Raw genomic sequence first — 20,514 nt, forward strand, 5'->3', positions numbered from 1 at the left:
CCCCGGTGTCAGAGGACGAGTACCCGGGCGTGCAGCACCGGTCGTTGTTGGAGCGCTGCCCGCAGCGCTCGGTGCAGTCCGTCTTCCAGGTAGAGGTCGCCGTTCCACTGCACGACGTGGGCGAAGATGTCGCCGTAGAACGTCGAGTCCTCGGACAGCAGGGCGCCCAGATCGAGGGTGCGTTTGGTGGTGATCAGCTCATCGAGGCGGACCATGCGCGGAGTGATATCCCGCCAGTCGCGGGGGGTCACGAGGTCGTGCGGAGGGTAGGGACGGCCCTCCCCGACAGCCTTGAAGATCACTGCCAGATTGTACGAACTCGCCCCGGCGTTGTCCGAGGTGACACGCAGGCGAGGTCGCTAGTCTCGACTGGTGACCACTGACTCAGCGCCTGAGAGCGCGTCTGCGGCGGAGGAGCCTGCCGCCCAGCCGGAGGCCGTAGCCGCACAGGACGCACCTGCGCAGGAACCGGAATGGATCGCGACCATTGCCGGCGGCTACCAGACTGACGGCGCGGCACTCGGACTGGGGCCGGCGCTTTTCGACGGCACGGTCTACCCAGAAGCCATCGTGCGGATTCCGTTGTCCACCTTGAACCGGCACGGTTTGGTGACCGGTGCGACGGGCACCGGCAAGACCAAGACGCTCCAGGTGATGGCCGAGCAGTTGTGCCTGCACGGCGTACCCACGTTCATCGCCGACGTCAAAGGCGACGTCTCAGGTGTCGCCAGCCCCGGGGAGTCCAACGACAAGATCCTCGCGCGCACTGCCGCACTCGGGCAGCAGTGGACACCCACGGCGTACCCGGCCGAGTTCTTCTGCCTCGGCGGCCAGGGCAAGGGCATCCCGATTCGGGCCACGGTCAGCGACTTCGGCCCCACGCTGCTGTCAAAGGTGCTGGGTCTCAACGCAACCCAGGAGTCCAGCCTCGGGCTGATCTTCCACTTCGCGGACAGCAAAGGCTGGTTGCTGCTCGACATCAAGGACCTGACGGCGGTCATCCAGTACCTGCTCTCGGATGAGGGCAAGGCCGAGCTCAAGGGGCTCGGCGGGCTGTCGTCGGCGACGGCGGGCGTCATCCTGCGCAACTTGATCGCCTTCACCGACCAGGGCGCGGACGTGTTCTTCGGTGAGCCGCAGTTCGAGACCGCTGACCTGTTGCGCGTCACCCCCGATGGCCACGGACTGATCAACGTGCTGGAGTTGCCGGCGGTGGGTGACAAGCCGGCGCTTTTCTCGACCTTCTTGATGTGGCTGCTGGCGGACCTGTTCCAGGAACTGCCTGAAGTCGGGGACCTGGACAAGCCGAAGCTGGTCTTCTTCTTCGACGAGGCGCACCTGCTCTTCAACGGGGCGTCCAAGGCGTTCCTGGCCTCCATCGAGCAGACCGTGAAGCTGATCCGCTCCAAGGGGGTCGGCATCTTCTTCGTGACGCAGGTCCCCAAGGATGTTCCGGCAAATGTGCTGGCGCAGTTGGGAAGTCGCGTGCAACACGCGATGCGTGCCTTCACCCCGGACGATGCCAAGGCGCTCAAGGCGACCGTCAGCACCTTCCCGCACAGCGACTACGACCTGACGAAACTGCTGACCGAACTGGGCACCGGCGAAGCAGTCGTCACCGTGCTCTCGGAGAAGGGTGCCCCGACACCGGTGGCATGGACCCGGATCATCGCGCCGCAGTCGTTGATGGCGCCCTCACCGGACAGCACCATCGATGCAGTCGTCGCGGCGTCCCAGTTGGCGCCCAAGTACCGCGACACGGTCGACCGGGAATCGGCGTACGAGATCCTGTCCGGGCGCGCCGCGGCAGGATCGCCGGCCGCGCCGGCGCCGGACCAACCAGCCACCCCTGCGCAGCCCGCACCGCCGCGTCAGTCGGCAGCCAAGAAGGAGCCCAGGCCGCAACCCTCGGCCTTGGAAGAGGTGCTCAACTCGGCGCCGATGAAGTCGGCGATGCGTTCCGCAGGAACGGTCATCGGGCGCGAACTGTCCCGGACCATCTTCGGGACGCTGCTGCGAAAGTAGTTCAGCAGGACGAGTTGCTCGGGCTCGGCGCCGGAGTCGCCTGGGCGACCGGCACCAGGCCGGACCACTTGGCAGCCAGGTCGAGGTCGACGACGGTTCCTGAGCGGTCGTCCTGCACCATCCGAGAACCCTTGATCTGCAAGGCAACGCGGCGCGCGTAGGGCTCGCCTTCCTTGCCGAAGAGCACGACCGCCGTGTCGTCCGGCCAGAAGTGACCGGCTGGGTCATTGCCGGTGTCGAGGACCTTGAACCCACGAGCGGTGAGTTGGCTCGCAACATCGCTGGCCAGGCCGGTGACGGCCGTGGTGTTGTACACGTTCAGCTGGACCTTGCCGGGGGCCGGCGGTGGCACGGGAATCAGCGCGAACTTCGTCCCGAGGACCAGATCGACGGACGGATCCACCCGGGTGTCCTCCACCAACTGCGGGTTCTTGACCTGCTGGGCCAGGGTGAGCGCGATCTGTTTGCCGATCGATCCGTAGACGATCGTGGCGTAGGGCGCCGGCGTCGCGTCGGCGGTGTAGTTGCCCGCGCTCAGCACCCGGAACTGACGGGCCCGCAGTTCGATCGCGACGTCCTGGGCCAGGCCGCCGGTGTCGCTGGCGTTGAAGACGCGCACCGGGATGGTGTTGGGAGCAATGGCCGCTGTGGGCTTGGGCAGCGGAGTGCAGGAGTTCTTGGCCGTCGACGACGCCTTGGGTTCATCGGAGGAACCGCACGCCGTCACCGTCGAGCACGCGAGCACCGCAACGAGCGCGGCCGCCGCCGCTCCTGCGCTTCTCACCTGCATCCCGAGACCTCCGGGGTCATCGTAAGGAAGGCAACCCATGAATCCGCGGCACATCCGGATGGCGAGCGGGTGAACGTGACGGAGTCGTTACGGTTGGCGCGTGACGGCTGACCACCTCTCGGCGTGCGAGTCCATGGTCGGACAGGGTCGGGCGGTCCTCGGGATCGCCGGGCAGCCGGGAGCGGGTAAGTCGACGATCGCCCAGCGGCTCGTCGCGGATCTGGCGGCCGCCCACGGGGCCGGGTTCGCGGCGTACGTTCCGATGGACGGGTTCCACCTCGGTGACCGGGCGCTGATGGCGCTCGGCCTGCTCGACCGCAAGGGAGCACCGGAGACGTTCGACGACGAGGGGTACGCCGCGGCCCTGGCCAGGTTGCGTACGGCGAGTGGCCCGGTCTACGTGCCCAGCTTCGACCGCGTGCTCGAGCAACCCATCGCCGCTGACCTGATCGTGCCCGCCGCCGCCCGGTTGATCATCACCGAGGGCAACTACCTGCTGCACTGGCCGGCGGTGCGGGCGCAACTGAACCAAGTGTGGTTCGTGCGGCTGGACCCGGACGTACGGCGCTCGCGACTGATCGCGCGCCACGTCGAGTTCGGCAAGTCACCGGCTGAGGCCGAGGAGTGGGTACGCCGAGTGGATGAGCCGAACGCGGACCTGGTCGTTGCGTCGGCCCACCTGGCGGACCGTTTCGTGGACGGTGTCACGGGAGCTTTTGTGACGTAACCCGTCACATCGCGTCAGGGGATGGGGGAGTCGTCGCTGCGCTCCTCGCTCCTCCCGAATCCGCAGCATCCAAAAATGTCAGTGGCCAACCCACTCGCTGCGCTCGGGGCCGGCCACTGACATTGGCGGAGGATGGGGGATTCGAACCCCCGAGAGCTTTCACTCAACACGCTTTCCAAGCGTGCGCACTAGGCCACTATGCGAATCCTCCAGGCGACGCACGATGCTACCTGCCGCGGGCCGATGCGCCGAATCGGCAAGCGTCGGCGGACCAGCGGCAATCGGCAATCCAGCGGACGCATTGCACGGCAGACAACCGCTGAACTGGAGATGACCGCCGATCTGCCATCGGTCGCAGCGGGACCGCCACCATGTGGCAACTTGGAGCGGCCACCCGGCAGCGATTACTCTCAGGGTGGTCCCTCACGCGGTGGTACCTCACTGAACTCCCCCAGGGCAGGAATGCAGCAAGGGCAGGTGAGCTCTTCCAGGTGCGTGAGGGATCTTCACATCCGCGCTCCCAGCCTGTCGGCGACCGCTACTAGATTGGCGGGGTGAGCATCGCCCTGTACCGCCGCTACCGTCCCGAGACCTTCGCGGACGTGATCGGCCAGGAGCACGTCACCGTGCCGCTGATGCGGGCCCTCGAAACCGGCCGGGTCAACCACGCCTACCTCTTCAGCGGCCCGCGCGGCTGCGGCAAGACGACCAGCGCGCGCATCCTGGCTCGCTGCCTGAACTGCGAGCAAGGCCCCACGCCGACGCCGTGCGGAGTGTGCGAGTCGTGTGTGGCCCTGGCCCGCGGTGGTCCCGGCACGGTCGACGTCATCGAGATCGATGCGGCCAGCCACGGAGGTGTCGACGATGCACGTGACCTGCGCGAACGCGCCGCCTTCGGTCCTGCGCAGAGCCGCTACAAGGTCTACATCATCGATGAGGCGCACATGGTGACCTCGGCCGGCTTCAACGCGCTGCTCAAGGTCGTCGAGGAGCCGCCGGAGCACGTGAAGTTCGTCTTCGCGACCACCGAGCCCGAGAAGGTCATCGGCACGATCCGCTCCCGGACCCACCACTACCCGTTCCGACTCGTGCCGCCCGCTCGCCTCGCCGAATACCTCGCGTCGTTGTGCGACGCCGAGGGCATCGCCGTCGAGCCGGGCGTGTTGTCCTTCGTCACCCGCGCCGGTGGGGGCTCGGTCCGCGACTCGCTGTCCGTGCTCGATCAGTTGATCGCCGGATCCGGTCCTGAGGGTCTGACGTACGCCGGTGCCGCCAGCCTGCTCGGTTTCACCGACTCCGAGCTCCTGGACGCCACGATCGATGCCTTCATCGCCGGCGACGGCGCAGCGGTGTTCGGTCAGATCGACAAGGTGATCGAGTCCGGTCACGACCCGCGCCGGTTCGTCGAGGACCTCCTCGAGCGGTTACGTGACCTGATCGTCGTGGCGGCCGCGCCCGAGAACGCCGCGCAGGTGTTGCGCGAGGTCCCCGAGGACCAGTTGGCGCGGATGCGGGAGCAAGCCGCGGCGTACGGCGCGTCCTCCCTCTCCCGAGCCGCGGACGTGGTCAACACCGGGCTGACCGAGATGACCGGCGCCACCAGTCCCCGGCTGCAGCTGGAGTTGATCTGCGCCCGGGTGCTGTTGCCGGCCGTGTCAGGTGAGCAGGGGTACGCCGCGCGCCTGGATCGCGTCGAGCGTCGCCTCGACATGGCAGGGGCCGGCGCACCCGCTACCGCAGTACCGGCAGCGGCGCCTGCATCGCAGTCCGCACCGGCGCCGCGAGCACCACAGTCAGCGCCCTCGTCGCCAACATCGCAGGCTGCGCCGACGCAGGAGGCGGCGCCGGTGACACAACCGCCGACCCCGCCGGAAGCAGCTGACGGGCCAGCGACGCTGCCGGCGCAATCTCCGGCGGCACAGGCGCCGCAGGCGACCCCGGCCGCGCAACCCACCGCGCCGGCCCCGATCCCGCCCCCTGCTGCCGAGGCCGCAGCCCCGGGCAGCCACCAGGCACCGGCACCCGCTGGCGACCCGAGCGCGGTGACGCTGGAGATGGTCCGCCGCGCCTGGCCCGATGTCGTCGAACGCGTGAAGGGCGTGCGCCGCGTGACCTGGTCGATGGTGACCCAGCACGCACGCGTCAGTGAGTTCGACGGCCGGACCGTCGTGCTCGGGATCAGCAACCAGGGACTGGCCAATGGTTTCGAGGCCGGTTCGCACGCGGCGCTCATCCAGCAGGCGATCCGCGACGAACTCGGCGCGGAGGTGCGGGTGACAGCCCGCTTCGAGCCGGGTGGGGCCTCCGCGCCTGCGCAGGCTGTGCCGAGCCGCCCTGGCGACGACACCGGGACCGACAACACCGGGACACTCGACCGGCAGGATCACCCGGAAAAGTCCGCGGCCCCGCAACAGCGGGACACTCGACCCACGCCACCCGAGCCCGCTGCGGCGGCTGGGTCTCCAGAATGGTCCGCGAGCACCGCCGCAGCTCCCGACTGGGCACAGGACACCGCTGGCGAGGCCGACCTCGTGCCGGTGTCTGATGCCGAGGGCAGCGACCGGCCGTCCGCCGATCCAGCCGACGACATCCAAGCTCGCCGGGCCAGCGCCGCCAACGGGGCGGACAAGGCGCGCACCGCAGCCCGGGAAGCGATGGCCCGGCACCGCGAACGCGGTGGGCAAGGGGTCGCGCCCGTCCCCACCCCGGACCCCATCGAGTCTCTCGACGACGAGAACATCGACGTCCAGGGCGAATTGGGCATCCCCGTCGTGCAGAGCCTGCTCGGCGCCAAGATCATCGATGAACAGGTCGACGGGCGCCCCTGATGCTGTACCTCACGTCGCGGGCGGTGGTCGCGCCGCTGATCAAGGCGATCTGGCGGCCCACGGTCGAGGGCCGCGCCAACGTCCCGGCCACCGGTGGTGTGATCCTAGCCAGCAATCATCTGTCCTTCATCGACTCCGTCGTCATCCCGCTCTCCGCACCGCGTCAGGTGCACTTCCTGGCCAAGGACTCCTACTTCACCGGCACCGGCGTCAAGGGGTCTGCGTCACGGGTCTTCTTCACCAGCATGGGCATGGTCCCGGTCAACCGCGACGACTCGCGAGCCGCGATCAAGTCGCTGGAGGTGGGCCTGAAGATCCTGCAGGACGGGCACGCCTTCGGCATCTATCCCGAAGGCACCCGCTCCCGCGACGGCCGCCTCTACCGCGGCCACACCGGAGTCGCCTACCTGGCCCTGACTGCGCAGGTTCCGATCGTGCCGGTCGGGTTGATCGGTACCCCCGATGTGCAGCCGGTCGGCTCCAACCGTCTGCGCAGGGCGCCGGTGACGGTCCGGTTCGGTGTCCCGCAGACTCCGCACACGACGTACGCCGGGTTGCCGGCCGGCAAGGCCCGGCGCCTGGCGACGGACGACGTGATGGACGCGATCGCGGCATTGACCGGGCAGGAACGGGTTGCGGAATACAACGAGCACCCGGTCGAGACCTGACCCCTGCGCGTTGTGGAACGGGATTCACCCGAAACCGCGTTCGCGACGTGAACTGCGTTCCAAAAATCGGGGTGGGCGCGGCGCATTAGGCTGATGCCTGTGTATGAAGGCGTTCTGCAGGACCTGATCGACGAACTCGGCCGACTGCCCGGCGTCGGCCCGAAGTCCGCGGGACGGATCGCCTTCCACCTGCTGCAAGCCGAACCGGCCGACGTACAACGACTGATCGACGTGCTCGGCACGGTCAAAGAGGTGCGGTTCTGCGAGCGCTGCTTCAACATCGCGGAGGGTCCGCTGTGCCGGATCTGCATCGACCCGCGCCGTGACGACACGCTGTTGTGCGTGGTCGAAGAACCCAAGGACATCGTCGCGATCGAACGCACCGGCGAGTTCAAGGGCCGCTATCATGTGCTCGGCGGCGCCATCAATCCGATCGACGGCGTCGGCCCGAACGATCTGCACCTGACCGAGTTGATGCGACGCCTCGGCACCGAACCCGTCGCGGAACTCATCATCGCGACCAACCCGACGATCACCGGGGAGGCCACCGCGACGTACCTGATGCGCCAGGTGCAGGGGATGGGACTGACGGTCAGCCGGCCGGCTTCCGGTCTGCCGGTCGGCAGCGATCTGGAATTTGCCGATGAGGTGACCCTCGGGCGGGCATTCGAAGGCCGTCGCGCGATCCAGGTGTAAGACTTCCGCCCGGTCCCGTCATCTGGTCCGGCGGAAAAGGCACAGGTCAGCGAGCCGTAAAATCTTCGGTGCACGGGGTGTCCGTGCGTGTCCTGATCCGAAAGTGTCCTCAACTCGTGAGCCTTGTTGTCCAGAAGTACGGCGGCTCATCCCTGTCCGACGCCGACAGCATCAAGCGTGTCGCGCGGCGCATCGTCGACACCCGCAAGGCGGGCAACCAGGTGTGCGTCGTGGTCTCGGCCATGGGTGACACCACCGACGACCTGCTCGATCTCGCCGACGCCGTCTCCCCGGCCCCGCCGGAGCGCGAACTCGACATGCTGCTGACCGCCGGGGAGCGCATCTCGATGGCGCTGGTGGCCATGGCCATCGCCAACCTGGGCGATCGGGCACGGTCCTTCACCGGGTCGCAGGCCGGTGTCATCACCGAGGACGTGCACGGCAAGGCGCGCATCATCGACGTCACACCGGGCCGGATCGTCGAGGCGCTCGACGCCGGCGACATCGTCATCGTCGCCGGCTTCCAGGGCGTCAGCCAGAACACCAAGGAGATCACCACGCTGGGTCGGGGCGGCTCCGACACCACCGCGGTCGCGCTGGCTGCGGCGCTGAAGGCCGACGTCTGCGAGATCTACACCGACGTCGACGGCATCTTCACCGCCGACCCGCGCATCGTGCCCACCGCCCACAAGATCGACCGCATCACCAACGAGGAGATGCAGGAGATGGCGGCCTCGGGAGCCAAGGTGCTGATGCTGCGCTGCGTGGAGTACGCCCGCCGGTTCGGCGTGCCGATCCACGTGCGCAGTTCGTTCAGTCACCACGAAGGCACCTGGGTCATCGACAACGAAGGAGAAGTGTCCGTGGAGGACCCGATCATCGCGGGCGTGGCCCACGACCGCAGCGAAGCCAAGATCACCATGGTCGGTCTGAAGGACGAGCCGGGCAAGGCCGCCCAGGTCTTCCAGATCATCGCCCAGGAGCAGATCAACGTCGACATGATCGTGCAGAACGTGTCCGCGCTGGACACCAACCGCACCGACATCTCGTTCACGTTGCCCAAGACCGACGGCCAGCTCGCGGTGCAGGCCCTGCAGGCGCACCGCGCCGAAATCGGTTTCGACACACTGCAATTCGACGACCAGGTCGGCAAGCTGTCGCTGATCGGATCGGGGATGCGCAGTCACCCCGGTGTCTCCGCGACGCTCTTCCAGGCGCTCGCTGACGCCGGCATCAATATCGAAATGATCTCCTCCTCGGAGATCCGCGTGTCCGTCGTGACGCGTGACGACCAACTCGACGACGCCGTCCGCGCAGTGCATTCCGCCTTCGGGTTGGACTCCGCTGACGGAGAGGCCGTCGTCTACGGAGGGAGCGGGCGATGAGCCTGGGAGACGAGAACGGTCTGCACGTCGGAGTTGTCGGCGCGACCGGCCAGGTGGGCGGCGTCGTCCTGCAGTTGCTGCAGGATCGCGACTTCCCGCTGGCGTCGCTGCGGCTGTTCGCCTCGGCGCGATCGGCCGGCCGGGAGATCGAGTTCGGCACCCACCGCTTGGTCGTGGAGGACGCTGCAACCGCTGACCCGAGCGGTCTGGATATCGCGATCTTCTCCGCCGGCGGCTCGACGTCGCTGGCTCAGGCGCCCCGCTTCGCCGCCGCCGGAGTGACCGTCATCGACAACTCGTCGGCGTGGCGTAAGGACCCCGAGGTGCCGCTGGTGGTCACCGAGGTCAATGCCGACCAGATCGCGAACCCGCCCAAGGGCATCATCGCCAACCCGAACTGCACCACGATGGCCGCGATGCCGGTGCTCAAGCCGTTGGCCGAGGAGGCCGGGCTGGTGCGCCTGTTCGTCTCCAGCTACCAGGCCGTGTCCGGCTCCGGGCTCGCCGGCGTGGAGGAGCTGGCCGGTCAGGTCCGTCAGGGGGTGGAGGGCAACCTCGAAGGATTGACGTACGACGGGCACGCCGTCGACCTCGGACCGGCCAAGAAGTACGTCGCGCCGATCGCCTTCAACGTGCTGGCCCTTGCCGGGTCGATTGTCGATGATGGCTCCGGGGAGACCGACGAGGAGCAGAAGCTGCGCAACGAGTCCCGCAAGATCCTCGGCCTGCCGGACCTGCTGGTGTCGGGGACCTGTGTGCGGGTGCCGGTTTTCAGTGGCCACTCGTTGTCGATCCACGCGGAGTTCTCAGAGCCCATCACTCCGGAACGTGCGACCGAGATCCTCTCTGCTGCAGCGGGTGTCGAAGTCGTGGACGTCCCGACGCCGTTGCAGGCGGCTGGCTCCGACCCGTCGTACGTCGGACGGATCCGTCAGGACCAGGCGGTCGCGGACGGCAAGGGGCTGGTGCTCTTCGTCAGCAACGACAACCTGCGCAAGGGGGCCGCACTGAACACCGTGCAGATCGCCGAGCACATCTTGGCGGCACGCGGCTGATCGCTCAGTGGCCCGGTTGCCACACCATGAGGGCGACCACCACGGCCATCAGGATCCCGACGACGCCGCCGCTCGCGGCGACGCGGGCCACCGCCGACGAGGCGGGCTGGTCCGCGTCGCGGTCGGTGAGCGCGAAGCCGTCGCCGGCCCGGTCCAGTGCGGGCACGACGACGGCAATCGCGATCGCGGCGGCGACCACCCACAAACCCAGGGACAGCCAGATCCAGGTCTCGCCGAAGGATGCGACCTTCTTGCCGGTGTAGGGCGACGTCGAGGACATCAGGCCGAACCCGAAGATCACCGTGAGGATCGAGGCTCCGGCGTAGATCTTGGTCATGCGTGAGGACGCCGCGATCGCTTCCGGGTCGGAACGGCGCAGCCCCGGGACGCGGTGGTCACCGCGTGGACCAGCGGACCGATCGCGAAGATAGCCGTCAGCAGGTGCAGGAAGAGCAGGACCTTGAACATGCCCCAACCCTACGGGCGGATCAGCGGAACGCGTTCGCTCCGGTCAACGCCTGCCCGATGATCAACTGGTGCACCTCAGGAGTGCCCTCGTAGGTCAGCACCGACTCCAGGTTGTTCTCGTGCCGGATCACCGGATAATCCAGCGTGATGCCGTTAGCGGCCAGGATGGTGCGGCAGGTGCGGGCGATCTGGATGGCCTCGCGAGTGTTGTTGAGCTTGCCGACACTGACCTGCTCGTTGCTGACACCACCGTTGTCCTTGGTGCGGCCCAGGTGCAGCGCGAGCAGGATGCCCTTCTGCAACTCGACCGCCATGTCAGCCAGTTTCGCTTGGGTCAGCTGGTAACTCGCCAGCGACTTGTCGAAGACGATCCGGGTCTGGGCATAGTCGATCGCCGTCTCGATGCAGTCGCGCGCCGCACCGATCGAGCCGAAGACGATCCCGAAGCGCGCCTCGGACAGGCAGGTCAGCGGGCCGCGCAAACCCTTCACGTCCGGCAGGACCGCATCCGCCGGCAGCCGCAGGTCGCTGAACGACAACTCCGAGGTCACCGAGGCCCGCAGCGACATCTTGTGCTTGATCGCGTGGGCTTCGAAACCCTTGGTGTCTGTCGGCACGACGAAGCCGCGGATCTTGTCGTCGGTCTGCGCCCACACCACTGCGACGTCGGCCACTGAGCCGTTGGTGATCCACATCTTCGACCCGTTCAGGATCCAGTCGTCACCATCCCGGGTGGCCCGGGTGCGCATCCCGCCGGGGTCGGAGCCGAAGTCGGGCTCGGTCAGTCCGAAGCAGCCCAACGCCTCACCCGCCGCCATCCGGGGCAACCACTCCTGCTTCTGTTCCTCGCTGCCGAACGCGTGAATTGCCTTCATCGCCAAGGATCCCTGCACCGACACCAGGCTGCGCAGACCGGAGTCCGCCGCCTCCATCTCCAGGCAGGCCAGACCGTATTCGGTGGCGGTCGAGCCGGCGCAGCCGTACCCCTCCAGGTGCATCCCCAGCAGCCCCAGTGCGCCCAGCTCCTTGGCCAGATCCCGGGCCGGGACGGTCCCCTCCTCGAACCACTGCGCCAGGTGCGGTCGCAGGCGGTCGTCGGCGAATCGGCGTACCAGAGCGATCAGGTCACGCTCGGACTCGGTCAACTGATCGTCGACGCCCAGCAGATCGGACAGGGCTTGGTTCGATGAGATCACGCTCACATCCTGCCACCGTAGGCTGGGTGAATGACCGGCTGGTACGACGCGTCCGCGACGCTGCGGGCATTTGCCGCGGCGGCGCCGGACTATCCGACCAGCGCGCTCTACGGTGCCCTGTGCCGCGCGATCGCCCAGGGCTCGTACGCCGAACGCGAAGCCTTCGAGTCCCTCGCCGCCCGCGGGTGGCCGGTGGTGAGTCCTGCTGACGTGGACTCGTTGTTCCGGGCCGTCCACTACACGCTGCTCCAACGGCGCGGCCGGGACGAACTGGCGCACTACTACGCCTCCGCAGGCGGCCGGCTAGGGCCGGACGCGCGGGCCCAGCAGCTCTTCGTGGAGTTCGTGCGTGACCACCGCACGCTGCTGCTGGACACCCGGCTGCTGCCACGGGAAGCCAACGACCCGGAGCCGGGCTGGCGGATGCTCAACGTGCTCGCGGCGTACGCCGAGCGCGCACCGATGCAGCTGGACCTGCTGAACGTGCACGCTCGGGCGGGGGTCGAGGTGGTCACGGACCTGGTGGGGCAGCCCGCCGGCGGTTCGCTGCTCGCACCGCACCGTGTGGTGCGCCGCAGGTGCTTCGACCCGGCGCCCCAGCGGCTGGCCGATCCCCGGCTGCGCGACTGGTTGATTGCGCACTGTCCGCCCGACGACGCGCAACGCTGGGACCGGATCCACGAGGCCATCGAACGAGCGTTGTCACTGGAAGTCGTCGTAGGACAGGGCGATGCGGTCGCCGTCGCGCAGCGAGCGCAAGCGCTGGGCGATGCGGTTCCGGTCGTCCTCGGCTCGGACCTGCAGGTGCAGTTGCCGGTGCTGGAAGCGACCATCCGGGCCCGGGCGGGCCGCACGATCTGGCTGGTGGACGACCACGCGCCGTACCTGGCGCGGGTTTCATCGGATCCGAAGGTCGGTCGGCTCGACGGTCAGGCACGGGTCACCCTGTTGCGGGAGTACCTCGACGGGCAGGTCGTCGGATCGCTGTGGGGTGCGGATTGGATCGTGGGCGGGTGGATGGCATTGCGCGGCTCGGAGGAAGGTGTCGCGTGACCCACCGACCCAGGCCGGCGCTGGAGGAGCAGCGCACGGCCAGTGACCCGGGCAGCCTGCGGGCGCTCGCAGCACTGCTGGACGATCCGATGCCGGTGCGCATCGTGGACGTTGGCGCCAATCCGATCGACGACCAGCCGCAGTACGCCACCTTGCTGAGCACGGGTCTGGGCCGCGTCGTGGGCTTCGAGCCGCAGCACGACGCACTCGCGCGGCTGCGGCAGTTGGCCGGACCGCACGAGACCTATCTGCCGTATGCCGTCGGCGACGGAGCACCGCACGAACTGCGGATCTGCGCTTCCGACGGCTTCAGCAGCTTGTTCGAACCCGACGCTGCCCAGTTGGAGTTGCTGACCGACTTCCCGAAGCTGGCGCAGGTGGTCCAGCGGGAGCAGGTGCCGACCGTGCGCCTGGACGACATCACGGAGATCGACGGTGTGGACCTGCTGAAGATGGACGTGCAGGGCGGCGAACTGGCGATCCTGGACGGCGGCGAGGAGCAACTGCGGGACTGCGTTGCGGTGCAGACGGAGGTCGGATTCCACCGGCTCTACGAGGGGGCGCCGACGTTCGGCGATGTCGACCGGAAGCTGCGTGATCTGGGGCTGCGACCGGCGGCGTTCGTGAGCGTGCGCACCTGGCCGCTCGCACCGACGCAATGGGCCGATCCCTGGGAGTCCGATGCACGTCAGTTGGTCGAGGCGGACGTGCTCTATGTCAGGGATCTCACATCGATGGCCCAGTGGACTCCTGGTCAGCTGAAATCCCTTGCCCTCATTGCCCATAGCTCGTACCGGGCGGTGGGTCTGGCCCTGCGATGCCTGGACCAACTCACCCGTGCGGGTGATATGCCAAAGGATGCGCTCATGGCCTATCGATCCCTCACCACGCCCTCCCCTCGGTAACTTGCCAGAGGGCCGAGGGTCGGCTCGCTGTCGACAGGTGGGAGGTGTGCGTGCGGATACTGCTCGTCGGCCATACGAGGTTCGCGATAGGTGCCCCGTTTGCCGGCGGCTTGGAGAGCGCCACGTGGCACTTGGCGGACCGGCTGGCGGCGGACGGTCACGATGTCACGGTATTCGCGGCACCGGGTAGCGACTGCGGTCCCGCGGTGCGGGTGATCAACCCGGTTGCGCCCTGGCCTCCGTCGCGTTCGGTGGAGTCGTTGGGCAGCGGCGACCATCTCGAGGTCCACCATGCGTACTTGGAGTTGATGCTGCGGTTGCAGCGCGACGACCCGTTCGACGTCGTGCACAACCACAGCCTGCACTACCTGCCGATCGCCTTGAGCGGTCTGCTCGACGTACCCGTTCTCACCACCTTGCACACCCCACCCATCGCCTGGATGGAGTCGGCGCTTCAGCTTGCCCCACCGCAGGGTCAATACACTTGTGCCGTCAGTGAATTCACCGCTAGCGCGTGGAATCACGTCGTCGATGCGGAGGTCGTCCACAACGGCGTCGACACCGCCGTGTGGCGCCCGGGGCCCGGTGGGGATGACCTCGTGTGGTCCGGGCGGATGGTGCCGGAGAAGGCGCCACACCTGGCTATCGAGATCGCCCGGCGCGCCGGCCGGGTGCTGCATCTGGCCGGGCCGATCAGTGACCGGCGGTACTTCGCCGAGCGCGTGCAGCCGCTGCTCGGCGGTCCGATCCGGTACGCCGGCCACCTGGCCGAGGACGCTCTCGCCGAGCTGGTGGGACAGTGCGCCGCGGCTCTGGTCACTCCGGCCTGGGACGAGCCGTTCGGGCTCGTGGCTGCCGAAGCCATGGCGTGCGGTACTCCGGTCGTGGCCTTTGCGCGGGGCGGATTGCCTGAGATCGTCGACGGCGAGAGCGGCGTGACGGTCCCCGCCGGTGACCTCGAAGCGGCGGCAGCGGCGGTCGACGCCGTTCACGCCTTGTCACGCAGCCGGGTTCGCCGTCGCGCAGAACGCCATTTCTCGGTGCAACAGATGACGAAGTCCTACCTGCGCACATATCGCCGAATGGTGTTGGGAGGGAACGATTTTGCCGCTGCTGGAGCACGCCAGGACTCTGCGTGAAGGTGTCGCTGGGCCGCGGGTTCTCGTCATCCCGGGCGAGCACCGTTATGTCCGGTTCGCCATCGGTGACGACGCGGGCCACGTCGAGTTCGTCCGTGATCTCCCGGCGGACAGTGCCGACGCCCTGCGGTGGGCGCCCTCGCCTGCACTGGAGCCCACCTGGGTGCGGGAGCATCGTCAGGAGATCGACCTGGTGCATCTGCACTTCGGCTTCGAGGGCCGGTCTCCGGCACAGCTGGCGGAGTGGGCGCGGACGCTGCGAGACCTGCAGATCCCGCTGGTGGTGACGGTGCACGACCTGCAATTGCCGCACGTCAGGGATCAGAGCCTCTATCGCCGGCAGCTGGCGACTCTCGTCGCGGCCGCCGACGATGTCATCACCCTCACCGCGGGCGCCGCGCGCCAGATCCGACGCGAATACGGCCGTGACCCGATCGTGGTGTCACATCCGCGGATGGTCTCGCTGCGCGAGATCAGCCACAGTGCCCGCAGTGCGCCGAAGCAGATCCGGGTGGGCATCCACCTCAAGAGCCTGCGCGCCAACGTTGCCCGTGAGTGTGTGCCCGCGGTCGCCGAGGCTGTCGCTCGGTTGAGGGCCGGGCGCCGGGACGTCGAGCTGGTCATCAACGCGCACCGGGAGATCCGGGATCCTGGTTTCGCCCGGTACGACGCGGCGACCGTGGCCGCGCTGGACCGGGCCGCGGCGATGGACGGCGTCCAGGTCAGGTGGCACGAGCGGTTCACCGACCGCGAGCTGTGGGACTACCTGCGGGGACTGCAGGTGTCGGTGCTGCCGCACCGGTGGGGCAGCCACTCCGGATGGCTGGAGGAGTGCCGGGATCTCGGAGTGGTCCCGGTGGCGGGCGACGTCGGCTACCTGGCGGAACAGTCCGGCACGCACACCTTCCGCTGGGCCGGTGAGGCCCCGATCCCGCATCCCTGGACGCCGCGCTCCGCGCGGCAGTGGCCGAGGCGGCAGCCGGGCGTAGTCCCGTGCAGGCCGCGCGCTGGGCGACGCATCGCGCACGCACCGACCGGGGCAGCCAGCACGCCCACCGGGCGCTGTACCGCCAGCTCATGGGCAGCGCGGTGCAGGCGTGACGCACCGGGAGGGCCCGAGCGCCCGGGAGGTGCACTACGGCACCTTCTACGGCCTGGAGCCGCTGCCGCAGCGGTTCGTCGTCGTCCACGGCAACTGCCAGGCCGAAGCCATCCGGATCCTGCTGGACCCGCAGCTGCCGGGAACGGTGCGGCTGCCCCCGGTGCACGAACTGACCGCCGACGACCTTCCGTATGTGCAGCGGACCTACCGCGCGGCAACGGCCCTCATCGCCCAGCCCGTTGCCGATGACTATCGCGGCTTGCCCCTCGGTACCGCGCAGGTCTTCGGGCTGCTGCCGGCGGGCTCGCCGCTGGTGATGTTCCCCGTTCTGCGATGGGCCGCACTGCACCCCTACCACCTGCTGGCCCGTTCGGCCACGGTGCCGGACCCGCCGCTGGTGCCCTACTACGACGTGCGGACGATCGCCGCCGCGGCCGACCTGCCGGCGCCGCAACTGACGGCTGAGGGCGTGCGCCAGGTCGCGGCCCGCACCCGCGAGGAACTCATCCGTCGGCAGAAGCTGTCGGGCACCGTCCCCGCCGACGACCTCTTCGTCGAGGCTGGTGCGCGGGGGACCAACACCATCAACCACCCGGGAAACCCCGTGCTGATCGGCGTCGCGGAGCGGATCCTGGAGCGTCTCGGCGCAGCACCGCAGGTGGCCGATCCGGGTCGCGAGCTGCTGCGATCGGTCTTCGCGCCGTTGGAGGCCGCGACGCTGGAAGCTCTCGGCCTGAGTGGTGCGCCGCGGCCGGACTGGGTGGTGGACGGTGCGCCGGTCAGCCAGCAGGCCGTCGACCGCACGCACCGGGAATGGCTGCGGACCCAACCGGAGGCGCTCGCGCTCGCGATCCGCGCCGCCGCCGGGTGGCTGGGCCAGCGGGCAGCATGACCGGCGATCGAGCTGCGGTGCACCTGCTGGTCGGCCCACGCCGGCACGGTGTCGTCCGCCACGGTCACCTCATCGCACGGGCCGGCACCGCTGAACTGCGCACCAGCCGGCGGCCGCCCGAGCCGCGCTCGGTGGCCGGCCGCCGGATCATCGTGCAGTTCACCGACCGCCTCTTCGGCACCGATGCGTTGACGGCGGCCGCCGCACTGGAGCACCTGGTCGCGACGGCCGGACGCAGTGTCGTCGTCCTGCACGACCTGCCGCAGGCCAGCGACGGTTCCGCGTGGCAGCGCCGCCGGGCGGGTTACGCCCGCGTTGCCGGCGCCGCGGACGTTGTGGTGGTCAGCAGCCACCACGAGGCGAGGTTGCTCGGTGACGTGGCTCCCGGCGTACGTCCCGCGATCATCCCCCTGCCCGTCGATCCATCGCCGTACGCCGGGTGCTCGCCGGCAACTCCGCCCTCGGGCTGGGAGCCGGGCTGGCCGACCGTCGGGGTGCTCGGGTACCTCTACCCGGGCAAGGGGCTCGAACAGGTCATCGATGCCGTTGCGGGGTTACCGGCCCAGGTGGTCAATCTGGGCACCGCCGCCGCCGGGCACGAAGACCTCGTCCCGGCGTTGCAGGACCGGGCCCGGGACAGAGGTGTTGCGCTCACGGTGACGGGGTGGCTGGACGACGCGGCCATGGCCGCCGCAATCGAGGCCGTCGATGTGCCGATCGCGCCGCATCAGCACATCTCCGCCTCGGGATCGATCAACACGTGGCTGGCCGCCGGCCGTCGTCCGATCGTCCTGGACTCGCCGTACGTCCGGGAGCTCGTTGAGCGCCTTCCCGGTGCCCTGCAGGTGGTCGCCGACGTCGATCGGTTGACCGGGGCGGTGCGGCAGGCTCTGGCGCAGCCCGACCGGACCCGGCTGGGCGAGATCGCGATCGGCCCCAGCAGCGCACAGGTCGCGGCCCGGTTGGAGGCCCTGGCGTGAGCCACCCGTCGGTCAGTGTCGTAGTGCCCTACTATGCCGCGGCAGAGCGACTCGAGCGATTGCTCGAGGGTTTACGGCTACAGACCCTCGGAACCGACCGGTTCGAGGTGATCGTCGCCGACGACGGATCACCGCGGCCACCTCGGATCGACTGGGGCGAGCTCACCGGGCGGATCGTGCGCCAACCGCGTCGCGGGTTCCGGGCCGCGGCTGCCCGTAATCTGGGGTTGGGCGCGGCGACCGGCGAGTTGGTCTGCTTCTTGGATGCAGACCTGGTGCCCGCGCCGGACTACCTACAGCGGATGGCGGACGCCGCCGGTGACCGCAGGGTGCTGGTCGGGTCGAGGCGACACGTCGACCTGACGCAGTGGTCGCCGGACAGGGTGCGGACCTGGTTGTCAGGCGACGGCCCCGAACCGATGCGGTTGCCCGACCCGGAATGGCTGGAGCAGGGATACCGCGACACCGGCGACCTGAAGGGCGCCGACGACCTTTCGTTCCGGTTCGTCATCAGTGCAGTGATGGGTGCTGAACGCGAATTCCTTTGCCGCCTCGGGGGATTCGACGAGAGCTTCGTCGCCTATGGCGGCGAGGACTGGGAGCTGGCCCAGCGGTGTTGGCTCGCCGGTGCCGACCTGTGTCATCTGCCCGAGGCCATCGCCTGGCACGACGGTCCCGATGCGGCAGGCCGCCCGGACGACCTGGTCGCCCTGAAGAACTATGAGACCGCCCATCTGGCGACCCGCCTGACCCATCCGGCGATCCGCGGCCGTGGTCTGGTGCACGCTATCCCCGATGTCGTGATCGAGGCAGACGTGGGTGACTGGACCCTCGGGCAGGTGCTGGTCGCGGTGCCCAGTTGGCTCGGTAGCGACGACGCGGGGGTGTGGTTCGGCGGCAGCGCCGACGAGGCGTCGCTGCGAGCTCTCGGCGCGGACCCGCGGGTGCACGCCGGGGATCCGCCCCCGAGGTCGTCGCGCGTTGTCGGTTCCGGGTGCATATCCACGACCCGGTGCGTTTGCTGGTCCCCTGGTTGGACGCGGTGGCCATGGGTGCGCCCCGGGAAGGCGCCGCCGCGGTGACGGCACTGCACGCCCGTGACCTCGCGCTGTCGGCGACGGGAACGGCGCCGGCCCGGGTGGTCTGCCTGCCGGTGGACGCAACCGCGGCGGTGGATGCCCGGGTCATCGCCGAAGCCAGTCGTGGGCGCACGTCATGATCGGCTGCTACGTGCATCACGTCGGCGGTGGCCACCTGGCCCGCGCCGTGCAGATCGCCGGCGAACTGCACTGCCCGGTCACCGGTTTGAGCACGCTGCCGAGGCCGGAGGACTGGCCGGGTGACTGGCTCCAGTTGCCGCCGGACAACCCGGCCGTCGATCACACCGGCGATGCAGAAGCCCAAGCCACCGCCGGCGGGGTGCTGCACTTCGCGCCGCTGCGTGCCGGGTTCCGGGAGCGGCAACGGCTGATCGCCCACTGGGTCGAGACCGCCGCGCCCCGGGCGGTCCTGGTCGACGTATCGGTCGAAGTGGCGGCTCTGGTGAGATTGCTCGGGGTGCCGGTGGTCGTCACGGCCATGCCCGGCGATCGCAACGACCGGGCGCACCGCCTGGGTTTCGACCTCGCCAGCGCAATCATCGCTCCCTGGCCGGCGCACGCGCACCCGGACTCAGTCGTGAGGGGCATGCGCACGACGTACGTCGGAGGTATCTCCCGGTTCGCCGGGCGCACGCCTGACCTTGGGCGTCGTGAGCCCGGGCGCGGTCTGATCGTGTGGGGTTCGGGTGGAGCGGAATTTGCGCTTGCGCAACGAGATTCGCTCATGTCGGCGACACCGGAGCGGGACTGGCGGTTGGCTCTCGATCTGCCCCCGGAGCAGCTGTGGCAGGAGTTGCAGCGGGCCGAGGTGGTGGTGTCGCACGCCGGCCAGGGCGCGGTCGCTGATCTGGCGGTGGCCGGAGCGCCGGCGGTGGTGGTCGCCGACGAACGACCGCACGGTGAGCAGCTGGCGACGGTGGCCGCGCTGCAGCGTCTCGGCGTCGCCGTGGGAGCCGGCCGGTGGCCGGCGCAGCAAGAATGGCCGCAGCTGCTGGCAGCGGCTGTCGCGCTGGGAGGCCAGAGGTGGCCGCGGTGGCTGGGCAGCGGCGCCGCCGGAGCGGCCCAGGTGTTGCGGCGGGTCGCAGCGTGATCGCCGTCGTGACCATCGTGCACGGCCGCCACGATCACCTGCGCAACCAGCGCCGGGCGCTGCTGACCAGCGAACGCCCTGCGGATCTGCACGTGGTGGTGGCGATGGGGGACCCCGGCGTACGCCGTGCCCTGGCCGACAGCGAAGGCTACGGCCCACCCGTGCTGCTGGAAGACCTGCCAGCCGATCCGGCCGGCCTGCCGCTGGCGGCGGCGCGCAACCGGGCCGCTGAGCTGGCGCTCGGGGCCGGCGCTGACGTGCTGGTCTTCCTCGATGTCGACTGCCTGCCGACGCCCGGACTGGTCGGGCGGTACGCCCAGGCGGTCCGCGACCGGCGCGGGGCCGGGTCGGTGCCGGCGGTGTGGTGCGGAGCCACGGCACGTCTGCCGCAACTGGCGGGGGCGCGGACTACCCC

General features: G+C 69.2%; 21 protein-coding genes, 1 tRNA gene and 1 other RNA gene. 17 read left to right on the forward strand and 6 right to left on the reverse strand.

Annotated elements, in window-relative coordinates; all coding sequences use genetic code 11:
• Nucleotides 1-8: 8 nt before the first annotated feature.
• The gene (locus ACFQBT_RS01345; protein ID WP_377820037.1) at nucleotides 9-302 is read right to left on the reverse strand and encodes a type II toxin-antitoxin system VapB family antitoxin; all 294 of its coding nucleotides are present in this window, start codon (nucleotides 300-302) and stop codon (nucleotides 9-11) included.
• 70 nt (nucleotides 303-372) lie between these two features.
• Between ACFQBT_RS01345 and ACFQBT_RS01350 the strand changes: the two genes are divergently transcribed.
• A complete protein-coding gene (locus tag ACFQBT_RS01350; protein WP_377820038.1) occupies nucleotides 373-2,025 on the forward strand; it encodes a helicase HerA-like domain-containing protein in 1,653 nt (550 codons plus the stop codon).
• 1 nt (nucleotide 2,026) lies between these two features.
• On the opposite strand, the gene ACFQBT_RS01355 is transcribed toward ACFQBT_RS01350, so the two are convergent.
• On the reverse strand, nucleotides 2,027-2,815 hold the full coding sequence (locus ACFQBT_RS01355; protein ID WP_377820039.1) for a LytR C-terminal domain-containing protein: 789 nt from the start codon (nucleotides 2,813-2,815) through the stop codon (nucleotides 2,027-2,029).
• 100 nt (nucleotides 2,816-2,915) lie between these two features.
• On the opposite strand from ACFQBT_RS01355, the gene ACFQBT_RS01360 reads away from it, so the two are divergent.
• Nucleotides 2,916-3,542, forward strand: a complete 627-nt coding sequence (locus ACFQBT_RS01360; RefSeq protein WP_377820040.1) for a nucleoside/nucleotide kinase family protein — start codon at nucleotides 2,916-2,918, stop codon at nucleotides 3,540-3,542.
• Between the two features lie 123 nt (nucleotides 3,543-3,665).
• Here ACFQBT_RS01360 and ACFQBT_RS01365 read toward each other — a convergent pair.
• A tRNA-Ser gene (locus ACFQBT_RS01365) sits at nucleotides 3,666-3,753 on the reverse strand.
• A gap of 203 nt (nucleotides 3,754-3,956) precedes the next feature.
• Between ACFQBT_RS01365 and ffs the strand changes: the two genes are divergently transcribed.
• The 6 genes from ffs (at nucleotide 3,957) to ACFQBT_RS01395 (ending at nucleotide 10,174) form a co-directional block, all read left to right on the forward strand.
• An RNA gene (gene ffs, locus ACFQBT_RS01370) (signal recognition particle sRNA small type) lies at nucleotides 3,957-4,053 on the forward strand.
• Between the two features lie 43 nt (nucleotides 4,054-4,096).
• Nucleotides 4,097-6,370, forward strand: coding sequence for a DNA polymerase III subunit gamma and tau (locus ACFQBT_RS01375; RefSeq protein WP_377820041.1), 2,274 nt, complete (start codon nucleotides 4,097-4,099; stop codon nucleotides 6,368-6,370).
• A complete protein-coding gene (locus ACFQBT_RS01380) occupies nucleotides 6,370-7,038 on the forward strand; it encodes a lysophospholipid acyltransferase family protein (RefSeq protein WP_377820042.1) in 669 nt (222 codons plus the stop codon). The genes ACFQBT_RS01375 and ACFQBT_RS01380 overlap by 1 nt, the downstream gene beginning before the upstream one ends.
• Nucleotides 7,039-7,137: 99 nt before the next feature.
• Complete coding sequence (gene recR / locus ACFQBT_RS01385) at nucleotides 7,138-7,734, forward strand: recombination mediator RecR (RefSeq protein WP_377820043.1); 597 nt, start codon at nucleotides 7,138-7,140, stop codon at nucleotides 7,732-7,734.
• A gap of 116 nt (nucleotides 7,735-7,850) precedes the next feature.
• Nucleotides 7,851-9,119 carry an aspartate kinase gene (locus ACFQBT_RS01390; RefSeq protein WP_377820044.1) on the forward strand — a complete coding sequence of 423 codons (1,269 nt, stop codon included), beginning with the start codon at nucleotides 7,851-7,853 and terminating at the stop codon, nucleotides 9,117-9,119.
• Nucleotides 9,116-10,174 carry an aspartate-semialdehyde dehydrogenase gene (locus tag ACFQBT_RS01395; protein ID WP_377820045.1) on the forward strand — a complete coding sequence of 353 codons (1,059 nt, stop codon included), beginning with the start codon at nucleotides 9,116-9,118 and terminating at the stop codon, nucleotides 10,172-10,174. Before ACFQBT_RS01390 ends, ACFQBT_RS01395 begins: the two co-directional genes overlap by 4 nt.
• 4 nt (nucleotides 10,175-10,178) lie before the next feature.
• Here ACFQBT_RS01395 and ACFQBT_RS01400 read toward each other — a convergent pair whose 3' ends face one another.
• From ACFQBT_RS01400 to ACFQBT_RS01410, 3 genes are read right to left on the reverse strand one after another with little or no spacing between them, the layout of a single operon-like run.
• Entirely contained in the window at nucleotides 10,179-10,511 is a 333-nt protein-coding gene (locus ACFQBT_RS01400; protein ID WP_377820046.1) for a hypothetical protein, read from the reverse strand.
• Entirely contained in the window at nucleotides 10,508-10,642 is a 135-nt protein-coding gene (locus tag ACFQBT_RS01405; RefSeq protein WP_377820047.1) for a hypothetical protein, read from the reverse strand. The genes ACFQBT_RS01400 and ACFQBT_RS01405 overlap by 4 nt, the downstream gene beginning before the upstream one ends.
• Nucleotides 10,643-10,662: 20 nt before the next feature.
• Nucleotides 10,663-11,838: an acyl-CoA dehydrogenase family protein gene (locus ACFQBT_RS01410; RefSeq protein WP_377820048.1), complete on the reverse strand. Its 1,176-nt coding sequence runs from the start codon at nucleotides 11,836-11,838 to the stop codon at nucleotides 10,663-10,665.
• Nucleotides 11,839-11,868: 30 nt separating this feature from the next.
• On the opposite strand from ACFQBT_RS01410, the gene ACFQBT_RS01415 reads away from it, so the two are divergent.
• The 9 genes from ACFQBT_RS01415 to ACFQBT_RS01455 are packed head-to-tail and all read left to right on the forward strand — an operon-like array spanning nucleotide 11,869 to nucleotide 20,099.
• On the forward strand, nucleotides 11,869-12,891 hold the full coding sequence (locus tag ACFQBT_RS01415; RefSeq protein WP_377820049.1) for a DUF2332 family protein: 1,023 nt from the start codon (nucleotides 11,869-11,871) through the stop codon (nucleotides 12,889-12,891).
• Nucleotides 12,888-13,796 carry an FkbM family methyltransferase gene (locus tag ACFQBT_RS01420; protein WP_377820050.1) on the forward strand — a complete coding sequence of 303 codons (909 nt, stop codon included), beginning with the start codon at nucleotides 12,888-12,890 and terminating at the stop codon, nucleotides 13,794-13,796. Before ACFQBT_RS01415 ends, ACFQBT_RS01420 begins: the two co-directional genes overlap by 4 nt.
• A 50-nt stretch (nucleotides 13,797-13,846) precedes the next feature.
• Nucleotides 13,847-14,935 carry a glycosyltransferase family 4 protein gene (locus ACFQBT_RS01425; protein WP_377820051.1) on the forward strand — a complete coding sequence of 363 codons (1,089 nt, stop codon included), beginning with the start codon at nucleotides 13,847-13,849 and terminating at the stop codon, nucleotides 14,933-14,935.
• Entirely contained in the window at nucleotides 14,901-16,286 is a 1,386-nt protein-coding gene (locus ACFQBT_RS01430) for a glycosyltransferase (RefSeq protein ID WP_377820052.1), read from the forward strand. Before ACFQBT_RS01425 ends, ACFQBT_RS01430 begins: the two co-directional genes overlap by 35 nt.
• Nucleotides 16,171-16,929 carry a WcbI family polysaccharide biosynthesis putative acetyltransferase gene (locus ACFQBT_RS01435; protein ID WP_377825303.1) on the forward strand — a complete coding sequence of 253 codons (759 nt, stop codon included), beginning with the start codon at nucleotides 16,171-16,173 and terminating at the stop codon, nucleotides 16,927-16,929. Before ACFQBT_RS01430 ends, ACFQBT_RS01435 begins: the two co-directional genes overlap by 116 nt.
• On the forward strand, nucleotides 16,926-17,909 hold the full coding sequence (locus ACFQBT_RS01440; RefSeq protein WP_377820053.1) for a glycosyltransferase: 984 nt from the start codon (nucleotides 16,926-16,928) through the stop codon (nucleotides 17,907-17,909). Before ACFQBT_RS01435 ends, ACFQBT_RS01440 begins: the two co-directional genes overlap by 4 nt.
• Entirely contained in the window at nucleotides 17,906-18,991 is a 1,086-nt protein-coding gene (locus tag ACFQBT_RS01445; protein WP_377820054.1) for a glycosyltransferase family 2 protein, read from the forward strand. Before ACFQBT_RS01440 ends, ACFQBT_RS01445 begins: the two co-directional genes overlap by 4 nt.
• Complete coding sequence (locus ACFQBT_RS01450; RefSeq protein ID WP_377820055.1) at nucleotides 18,988-19,128, forward strand: hypothetical protein; 141 nt, start codon at nucleotides 18,988-18,990, stop codon at nucleotides 19,126-19,128. Before ACFQBT_RS01445 ends, ACFQBT_RS01450 begins: the two co-directional genes overlap by 4 nt.
• Nucleotides 19,125-20,099 carry a glycosyltransferase gene (locus ACFQBT_RS01455; RefSeq protein WP_377820056.1) on the forward strand — a complete coding sequence of 325 codons (975 nt, stop codon included), beginning with the start codon at nucleotides 19,125-19,127 and terminating at the stop codon, nucleotides 20,097-20,099. Before ACFQBT_RS01450 ends, ACFQBT_RS01455 begins: the two co-directional genes overlap by 4 nt.
• Nucleotides 20,100-20,514 lie beyond the last annotated feature (415 nt).

This window comes from Branchiibius cervicis (genome assembly GCF_042661605.1).
Taxonomy (GTDB): domain Bacteria; phylum Actinomycetota; class Actinomycetes; order Actinomycetales; family Dermatophilaceae; genus Branchiibius; species Branchiibius cervicis.

Excerpts from the sequence above, each read along its gene's own strand:
- ACFQBT_RS01355 (WP_377820039.1), bottom strand. The coding sequence starts at position 2,815 with ATGCAGGTGAGAAGCGCAGGAGCGGCGGCGGCCGCGCTCGTTGCGGTG.
- ACFQBT_RS01380 (WP_377820042.1), top strand. The coding sequence starts at position 6,370 with ATGCTGTACCTCACGTCGCGGGCGGTGGTCGCGCCGCTGATCAAGGCG.
- ACFQBT_RS01395 (WP_377820045.1), top strand. The coding sequence starts at position 9,116 with ATGAGCCTGGGAGACGAGAACGGTCTGCACGTCGGAGTTGTCGGCGCG.
- ACFQBT_RS01400 (WP_377820046.1), bottom strand. The coding sequence starts at position 10,511 with ATGACCAAGATCTACGCCGGAGCCTCGATCCTCACGGTGATCTTCGGG.
- ACFQBT_RS01405 (WP_377820047.1), bottom strand. The coding sequence starts at position 10,642 with ATGTTCAAGGTCCTGCTCTTCCTGCACCTGCTGACGGCTATCTTCGCG.
- ACFQBT_RS01415 (WP_377820049.1), top strand. The coding sequence starts at position 11,869 with ATGACCGGCTGGTACGACGCGTCCGCGACGCTGCGGGCATTTGCCGCG.
- ACFQBT_RS01440 (WP_377820053.1), top strand. The coding sequence starts at position 16,926 with ATGACCGGCGATCGAGCTGCGGTGCACCTGCTGGTCGGCCCACGCCGG.
- ACFQBT_RS01455 (WP_377820056.1), top strand. The coding sequence starts at position 19,125 with ATGATCGGCTGCTACGTGCATCACGTCGGCGGTGGCCACCTGGCCCGC.